Raw genomic sequence first — 7,933 nt, forward strand, 5'->3', positions numbered from 1 at the left:
CGGCGCGGCGCGCCCACGCCCCGGCGTATTCGCGGGCCGACTCGTACGGCCGGGCGGCGGCCGTGCTGTCGCGCAGGAACGCCGTCGCCGACCGGCCGAGCGGCTGCCCGAGCTCGGCCGGATCGAGCGAGATCAGCATGTCGGTGCACGACAAGCGACGCCACAGCACGGCCGCCTCCTCGAGCATCGGCGCCTCGACCTCTATCACGTCCCAGCCGGCGCGGCGCAGTGCCGCGGCGGCGCGGTCGACACCTTCGGCGACCTCGGAGGCGACGCCCTCGCCGACGGGATCTCGCACGACGCCGACGCTGCGGGGCACGTCACCGAACCGCACCGAGCCCCCGTCGAGCGACACCGGGTCGTCGGCATCCCACCCCTTCAGGACGCCGAGAGCGAGCGCGACGTCGTCGACGGTCCGCGCGAGCGGGCCGTTCACCGAGAACTGCTGCAGCGTGAGGGCCACCGGATGCCGCTGCACGGCCGCCCGCGGCACTCTGCCGTACGACGGACGCAGGCCGCAGATGCCCGCAGCGTAGGCGGGCAGGCGAAGGGAGCCGCCGAAGTCGTTGCCGAGACCGAGCGCGCTCATCCCCGTCACCACCGACACCGCGTCGCCGCCGCTCGATCCGCCGGCGCTGCGAGCCGCGTCCCACGGATTGAGGGTGCGGCCGAACAGGTCGTTGTCGGTGTCCCAGCGCATGCCGAAGTCCGGCATGTTGCCCCGACCGACGGGGATCGCGCCGGCCTCGAGGATGCGGCGCACCACGGTCGCGTCCCGTTCCGGGATCGCGTCAGCGAGCCCGGTCCAGCCGTTCGTCGTGGCCGACCAGGTGAGGTCGATGTTCTCCTTCACCGACACCGGGACGCCGGCGAGCGGACCCGGGTCGCGTCCGGCCGCGAGGGCTGCGTCCATCGATTCGGCGACCCGCCTCGCCCTGTCGGCGAACGCCACCGTGAGGGCGTTCAGGCGAGGGTTCGCGCGCGCGATGCGCTCGAGGTGCGCTTCGGTCACGGCGAGCGCCGTGACCTCGCGGCGACGGACGGCGGCGGCGATGTCGACGGCGGTCGACGGTTCGGAGAGGGGGATCATGGCGATCCATCCCACCACGCGCGCCCGCTCCGGCGCACGGATCGCTGCACTCCGGCACTGCTAGCACGACCGCCGCGGGAGGGCAATCCCCCGGCGAGGACCGAGCCTGCTCGCTAGCGTCGAGTCGAAACCATCGAAGGAGCGGAAGTGGCCACCACGACGGCGAAGAAGACCAGTTCGCGAAGCAGTTCGGCGTCAGCGGGCGCGGCCCGCGGCAAGCGGCGCGCAGCACGCGGCGGGACGGGTGCCGAGCTCACCCCCGAGCAGAACGCAGAAAAGGGGTTCACGGCATCCGAGACGCTCGGCGAGAATCTCCAGAGGGTGCTGATCGACCTCATCGAACTCGCGTTGCAGGGCAAGCAGGCGCACTGGAACGTCGTGGGTCGCAACTTCCGCGACACCCACCTGCAGCTCGACGAGATCATCGAGGCCGCTCGCGAGTTCGCCGACACGGTCGCCGAGCGCATGCGCTCACTGCACGCCCTGCCCGACGGCCGCAGCGATGTCGTCGCCGACACGACGACCCTGCCGGAGTTCCCGCAGGGCGAGATCGCGACGACCGAGGTCATCGACCTCATGACCGAAAGACTGGACGCCGTCGCCGGCACGTGCCGCGAGGTGCACGACGCCGTCGACGAGGAAGACCCCACGAGTGCTGACATCCTGCACGCCATCCTCGAGCGGGTGGAGCAGCTCTCGTGGATGGTGAGCGCGGAGAACCGCACCCCACAGCGGTGATCCCAGGCGCCCTGACGCTGCCCGCCCGTCCCCAGGACCGGCGGGCAGCGCCGCGTCGGGGCGCGGGGTGGCCGACGTGGACCTGGGAGACCCACCTTCGTCACGACGGTTGCGGGCCATTGAAGTGAGCGCTAACATCACCGGGAGCCCCGACCTCCCCGCCGCACCGAAGCGGCCCCCGAAGGAAGCGCAATGAAGCAGCCTCTGATCCGGCGCACCCTCGCCGGAATCGCCGCGATCGCCCTGGGCCTGGGCGGTGCCGTCGTCGCCGCACAGCCCGCGGCCGCCGCCGCACAGCTGGTCGCCCACTACCCGCTCGACGAGACGGCCGGCACCATCGCGGTCGACGCCTCGGGGTCGGGCCGCGACGGCACCTACGTCGGCTCGCCGGCGCTGACCGGAGCGGCGGGTGTGCGGCTCGACGGCGCCGACGACTACGTCGACCTCCCCGACGATCTCCTCGCGGGGCTCTCCTCCATCACCGTGAGCGCCGAGGTGCTGGTGCGCGCAGCGCAGGCCACCCCGTACTTCATCTACGGCTTCGGCAACACGGACGCGTCCGGCGTCGGGAACGGCTACCTGTACTCGACGGGCAACTCCTACAAGACGTCGATCGCCACGGGCACCTGGACCACTGAGCAGACCGCGAACAGCGGGGCGAACCTCGAGCGCGAGGTCTGGAAGACGATCACCTACACGCTCGACGACGCCACGGACACGGCGCGGATCTACCTCGACGGCATCCAGGTCGGTGAGAACACCGGCGTGACGATCACCCCCGGGTCGATCGGCGGCGGCGTCACCACGGCGAACTACCTCGGCCGCTCGGTCTACGACGCCGACCGGCGCCTCGCCGGGAGTCTGCGCGATGTGCGCATCTACGACAGCGCGCTCACCGCCGCCGAGGTCACCGCCCTGGTCCCCGCCGACGACGTGCGCGTGCAGCGCGACGCCGCGGCGCTCTCGCTCGGCGACCTCTCGGACGTGACGGCCGACCTGACCCTCCCCGCGAAGGGGGCGAACGGCTCGACGATCACGTGGGTCTCCAGCGACGACGCGGCGGTGTCGCCCACCGGCACGGTGACGCGCCCCGCCGCCGGCGCCGCCGCTGCCGATGTCACCCTGACAGCGACCCTGACGCGGGGCGCGGCATCCGAGACCCGCGCGTTCTCCGCGACGGTGCTGCCGATGCCGGGCACCGCGGTGCTGGCCCAGGAGGACCTCGACGCCATCGCGATCCCAGGCGCCGACGACATCCGCGGCAACGTCACACTGGCCTCCGAGGGGAGTGTCAACGGCAGCGCCATCGAGTGGTCTGCCGTGCCCGCCGGCGTCATCACGACCACCGCGAAGGACGGCAAAGCCGCGGGCGTCGTGATGCGCGGCGCCAGCGACACCATGGTCACCCTGACCGCCACCGTGCCGGGCACGACGGCGACGCGCGACATCCCGGTGACGGTGAAGGCCTCCCCCGCCGACCTCGACCGCGACTACACCGCCGGCTACCTGTGGACCCACTTCGCCGCCCACGGCGGCTACGAGAAGATCTTCTTCGGCCACAGCGACGACGGACTGCACTGGTCGAAGCTCAACGACAACGAGCCGATCCTCGCGAACCTCGGCGGCGATCTCGGCGTTCGCGACCCGCACCTGGTGCGCGCACCCGAAGGCGACAAGTACTGGATCATCGGCACCGACCTGCACGCCGAGGGCGGCGGCGCCGGCGGCTCGGGGTGGGACCAGCTCAACGCGAGCCAGAACATCGTGGTGTGGGAGTCGACCGACCTCGTGAACTGGAGCGATCAGAGGATCGTCTTCGCCGGATTCGACCAGGCCGGCTGCGTGTGGGCGCCCGAGGCGACCTACAACGAGGCCACCGGCGAGTACTACGTGTACTGGGCCGCGCGCGACCGGACCGACAACGGCACCGACGACTGGGCGCTGCGGATGTACCTCACCAAGACCCGCGACTTCGTCACCTTCACCGAGCCCGAGATCTGGACCTCGCTCAACGAGAAGGGCGACGGTCAGACCGGTCCGAACATCATCGACTCGACCATCGCGAAGGAGGGCGACACGTACTACCGGTTCTCGACGTCGGACTGGCACACCGTCGTCGACACCGCGCCGAGCCTCGACGGACCGTGGACGCGAGAGATCGACCGCGGGGAGGCATCCGCTCACGGCCTTCGCGCCTCGATGGAGGGCCTCACCGTCTACGAGCTGCCGGACGGCCGCTGGGCGGCCATGGGCGATCAGAGCGGCTACTACGCCCACACCGCCGACACGCTCGCCGGCCTGCAGTTCACTCCGCTGAGCGTCGGAGCGGGCGCCGATCAGTACTCGTTCGACCAGCGCTTCCGGCACGGCTCGGTACTGCGGCTGTCGGCCTCCGAGGAGGAGCGCCTGCTCGCCGCGTACGGCGACGGCGGCGAAGAGCCTGAGGAGCCGCAGCAGGCGCCCATCGCCGAGTACACGTTCGACGACGGCACGCTCGCCGACTCGGCCGGCGACGCCGACCTCACCGCGAGCGGCACCGCGGCGGTCGCGACCGACCAGGCGCAAGGCAAGGCGCTGCGCCTGGACGGCGCGGCGAACGGGTTCGCGTCGTTCCCGACCGGGTTCTTCGACGGCCGAAGCACGATGACCGTCTCGATGGACGTGAAGTCCGAGAGGACCAGCGGCAACTTCTTCACCTTCGCCTTCGGCGCCGACACGAACAGGTACTACTTCCTGCGGCTGCGCGGCGGCGACGTGCGCAGCGCCATCACGCAGAGCTCGTGGCAGAACGAGGCGGCGGTCACGGGCAGCGTCGCGTCGGGGCAGTGGCACCGCGTCGACATCGTCTTCGACGGCAGCAAGATGACGGTGTACTCCGACGGCGTCAAGCTCGGCGAGAACGCCGCCCTCGCGGCGACCGTGGACGACCTCGGGTCGAACCTCGCCGGCTATCTCGGCAAGTCGTTCTACTCGGCCGACGGGTACTTCCAGGGCTGGTTCGACAACGTGCGGGTGTACAATCGGGCGCTGTCGGCGACCGAGGTGCTCGAGAACGCGGGCGCGACCGACCAGCTCATCGACGTGTCGCTGACGGATGCCTCGGCTCTGAAGGTCGCGCCGATCGTCTCCGGCTCCGCGCACTCGGTGGTGTTCCCGGTCGTCAAGGGCACCGACCTCACTCAGCTGGCGCCGACGTTCCAGGCGGCGGACGGCGTCACCGTCTCGCCCGCCTCCGGCACGACGGTCGATCTCACCGAGCCGGTGACGTACACGCTCACTGCCCTGGACGGCACGACGGCGACGTGGACGATGGAGGCCCGGGTCGTGAACAGCCCGGTGCTGCCGGGACTCTACGCGGATCCGAACATCGCGGTCTTCGGCGACACGTACTACCTCTACGCCACGACCGACGGATACGCGGGCTGGGGCGGCAAGGACTTCTACGTCTGGAGCTCGAAGAACCTCGTGGACTGGGAGCGCTCGACCGAGCCGTTCCTGACCCTCGACGGGTCGAACGGCGATGTGCCGTGGGCGACAGGCAACGCGTGGGCACCCACCATCATCGAGCGGGACGGGAAGTACTACTTCTACTTCAGCGGCCACAATGCCGCCCTCAACCGCAAGACGATCGGCGTCGCGGTCGGCGAGACGCCCGTCGGGCCCTTCGTCGCGCAGCCGAACGCGATGATCCTGAACAACGAGGAGATCACCTCCGGTCAGGCGATCGACCCGGCGGCGTTCCACGATCCGGTTTCGGGGAAGTGGTACCTCGGCTGGGGCAACGGCAGCAACGGTGCGGTGCTGGCGGAGCTGAACGACGACATGATCTCGCTGAAGGCCGGCACGTTCCAGCGGATCAGCGGCCTCACGAACTTCCGCGAAGGCGTGTTCTTCAACTACCGCGAGGGGCTGTACCACCTCACCTACGCGATCGACGACACCGGTTCGGAGAACTACCGCGTCGGCTACGCGACGGCGACGAGCATGAACGGGCCGTGGACCTACCGTGGCGTGATCCTGCAGAAGGACCTGTCGCTGGGCATCAAGGGCCCCGGTCACAGCTCGATCATCAACGTGCCGGGCACCGACGACTGGTACATCGCGTACCACCGCTTCGCGATCCCAGGCGGGGACGGCACGCACCGCGAGACGACGATCGACAGGCTCGAGTTCGGACCCGACAGGCTGATCATGCCGGTCGTGCCGACGCTCGAGAGCGTGGCTGCGCACGAGATCGCGCTGCCGCAGACGGGTCCCGAGGTCGACGTGGCGGTGACGACGCGCTGCGTCGCAGGCAAGGTCACGCTCGTGGTCAAGGCGTCGAACGCCGACGACATGGCGGTGGCGCTGCACGTGCAGACGCCCTTCGGGTCCAAGACGGTGGCGGCGCTGCAGTCGGGCCAAGCCTCGTCGCACGCGTTCGCGACGCGCCTGGCGAGCATCGAGAGCGGCACGGTCGCCGTGACCGCGACCGCCACGATCGACGGGCAGCCGGTGACGTCCGAGACGCAGGCGCCCTACGCCGCCCACGCGTGCGGCTGACGCTCGTCGCTCCCGCGATCGGACGGCCGTGCTCCCGGGCTGAAACGGCAGCCTCGCCGCGTTGCGGTTCGCGACCCGCCCGGCCACACAGCATCTGTTCGCGGGACGCCTCTCGGAGGCGACCACCGGCGGCTATGTCGCGTTCTGGTGTCGTCGCGATCTTCCTCTTCTTCGTCGCGACGATCGTCCTCGGGCACCTCTACGTGTTCTGATCCACGACCTCGGCGCCCACCAGCACCCGGTCGGTGCGCGAGTAGACGTTGAGCGAGCTGCCCCGCACGAACCCCGCGAGGGTGAGGCCGGATGCCGCGGCCAGTTCCACGGCGAGCGACGACGGCGCCGACACCGCCGACAGGATCGGGATTCCGGCCATCACGGCCTTCTGCACCAGTTCGAAGCTCGCGCGGCCCGATACCTGGAGCACCGTGCCGGTCAGCGGCAGCCGGTCTTCGAGCAGCGCCCACCCGACGACCTTGTCGACGGCGTTGTGCCGCCCGACGTCTTCGCGCAGCACCAGCAGCTCCCCGGTCGCCGCGTCGAACAGCGCCGCCGCATGGAGCCCGCCGGTCTTCTCGAACACCGTCTGCCCGGCGCGCAGCGCGTCGGGAAGGCCCGCGAGCAGCGCCGCGTCGACGGTCGCGGCATCCGTCGCCACTTCGTAGCGCGACGCCTTCTCGATCGCGTCTATCGACGCCGTGCCGCACACGCCGCACGAGCTCATCGTGTAGAAGTTGCGGGTGATGTCGGTCAGCGGCATCTCGACGCCGGGTGCGAGCGAGACGTCGAGGACGTTGTAGGTGTTCTCGGTCGCGCCGATGCCGAGGAGGCTCGGACCCACCGTCGCGCCACCCACCGGCCCCGTGCCCGGGCCGCCGCAGTGGATCGCCGAGCGGAAGTCGCCGCCCCGCGCGATCACTCCCTCTGACACGAGGAATCCGGCGGCCAGCTCGATGTCGTGACCGGGCGTGCGCATCGTGACGGTGAGCGCCTCGCCGCCGACGCGGATCTCGAGCGGCTCCTCCACCACGAGCGTGTCGGCGCGGCGGCGCACCGACGGGCCGCCGTCGTCGAGCGAGATGCGGGTGACGGGGCTGCGCGCGGTGATGCGTCCCATGGCTCAGCCCCCGATCGCGTTCATGCCGCGCGCCGGCTGCAGGAACGCGGGGTCGTTGATGGCGTGCCCTGGGAGCTTGCCGCGCACGCAGGCCCGCAGCATCCGGTCGACGCCCGCTTCGACATCGGTCGAGGCGTCACCCCGCAGCACCGGCAGCAGGTCGTACTCGGTCGTCGAGAAGAGGCAGTTGCGCAGCTGCCCGTCTGCGGTCAGCCGCAGCCGGTCGCAGTCGCCGCAGAACGGCGCCGTCACCGACGCGATGACCCCGACCGAGTGAGGGCCGTCATCGAGCGTCCAGCGGGCGGCGGGCGCTCCCCCGCGGCCGGGGACGGGAGTCAGCCGCCACCGCCGGCCGAGCGCGGCGAGGATCTCGTCCTGCGTCACCATGCGCGCGCGGTCCCACGTGTGCCCGGCGTCGAGCGGCATCTGCTCGATGAACCGCATCTGCG

Annotated in this window: 4 protein-coding genes and 1 pseudogene; 2 read left to right on the forward strand and 3 right to left on the reverse strand. The window is 70.9% G+C overall.

Translation table 11 applies throughout. From position 1 onward, the window contains the following. Window positions 1-1,090 (reverse strand): amidase (locus tag EIO58_RS09225; protein WP_127819288.1); only part of this gene is annotated, 1,090 nt, incomplete at its 3' end. A gap of 147 nt (window positions 1,091-1,237) precedes the next feature. On the opposite strand from EIO58_RS09225, the gene EIO58_RS09230 reads away from it, so the two are divergent. Both EIO58_RS09230 and EIO58_RS09235 read left to right on the forward strand, forming a co-directional pair. Beyond that, window positions 1,238-1,828: a Dps family protein gene (locus EIO58_RS09230; protein ID WP_127819289.1), complete on the forward strand. Its 591-nt coding sequence runs from the start codon at window positions 1,238-1,240 to the stop codon at window positions 1,826-1,828. A 192-nt stretch (window positions 1,829-2,020) separates the two neighbouring features. Beyond that, window positions 2,021-6,370, forward strand: coding sequence for a family 43 glycosylhydrolase (locus tag EIO58_RS09235; RefSeq protein ID WP_127819290.1), 4,350 nt, complete (start codon window positions 2,021-2,023; stop codon window positions 6,368-6,370). Window positions 6,371-6,569: 199 nt separating this feature from the next. On the opposite strand, the gene fdhD is transcribed toward EIO58_RS09235, so the two are convergent. Both fdhD and EIO58_RS09245 read right to left on the reverse strand, forming a co-directional pair. Continuing rightward, window positions 6,570-7,484, reverse strand: coding sequence for a formate dehydrogenase accessory sulfurtransferase FdhD (gene fdhD / locus EIO58_RS09240; RefSeq protein ID WP_127819291.1), 915 nt, complete (start codon window positions 7,482-7,484; stop codon window positions 6,570-6,572). Window positions 7,485-7,487: 3 nt separating this feature from the next. Beyond that, window positions 7,488-7,933 (reverse strand): annotated as a pseudogene (locus EIO58_RS09245) (GTP 3',8-cyclase MoaA); the annotation flags it as partial.

The organism is Microbacterium sp. CPCC 204701 (genome assembly GCF_004010105.1).
Classification (GTDB): Bacteria; Actinomycetota; Actinomycetes; order Actinomycetales; family Microbacteriaceae; genus Microbacterium.

Bases quoted from the DNA above. Each gene is read 5' to 3' on its own strand.
- EIO58_RS09235 (WP_127819290.1), top strand. From the start codon at position 2,021: ATGAAGCAGCCTCTGATCCGGCGCACCCTCGCCGGAATCGCCGCGATC.
- fdhD (WP_127819291.1), bottom strand. From the start codon at position 7,484: ATGGGACGCATCACCGCGCGCAGCCCCGTCACCCGCATCTCGCTCGAC.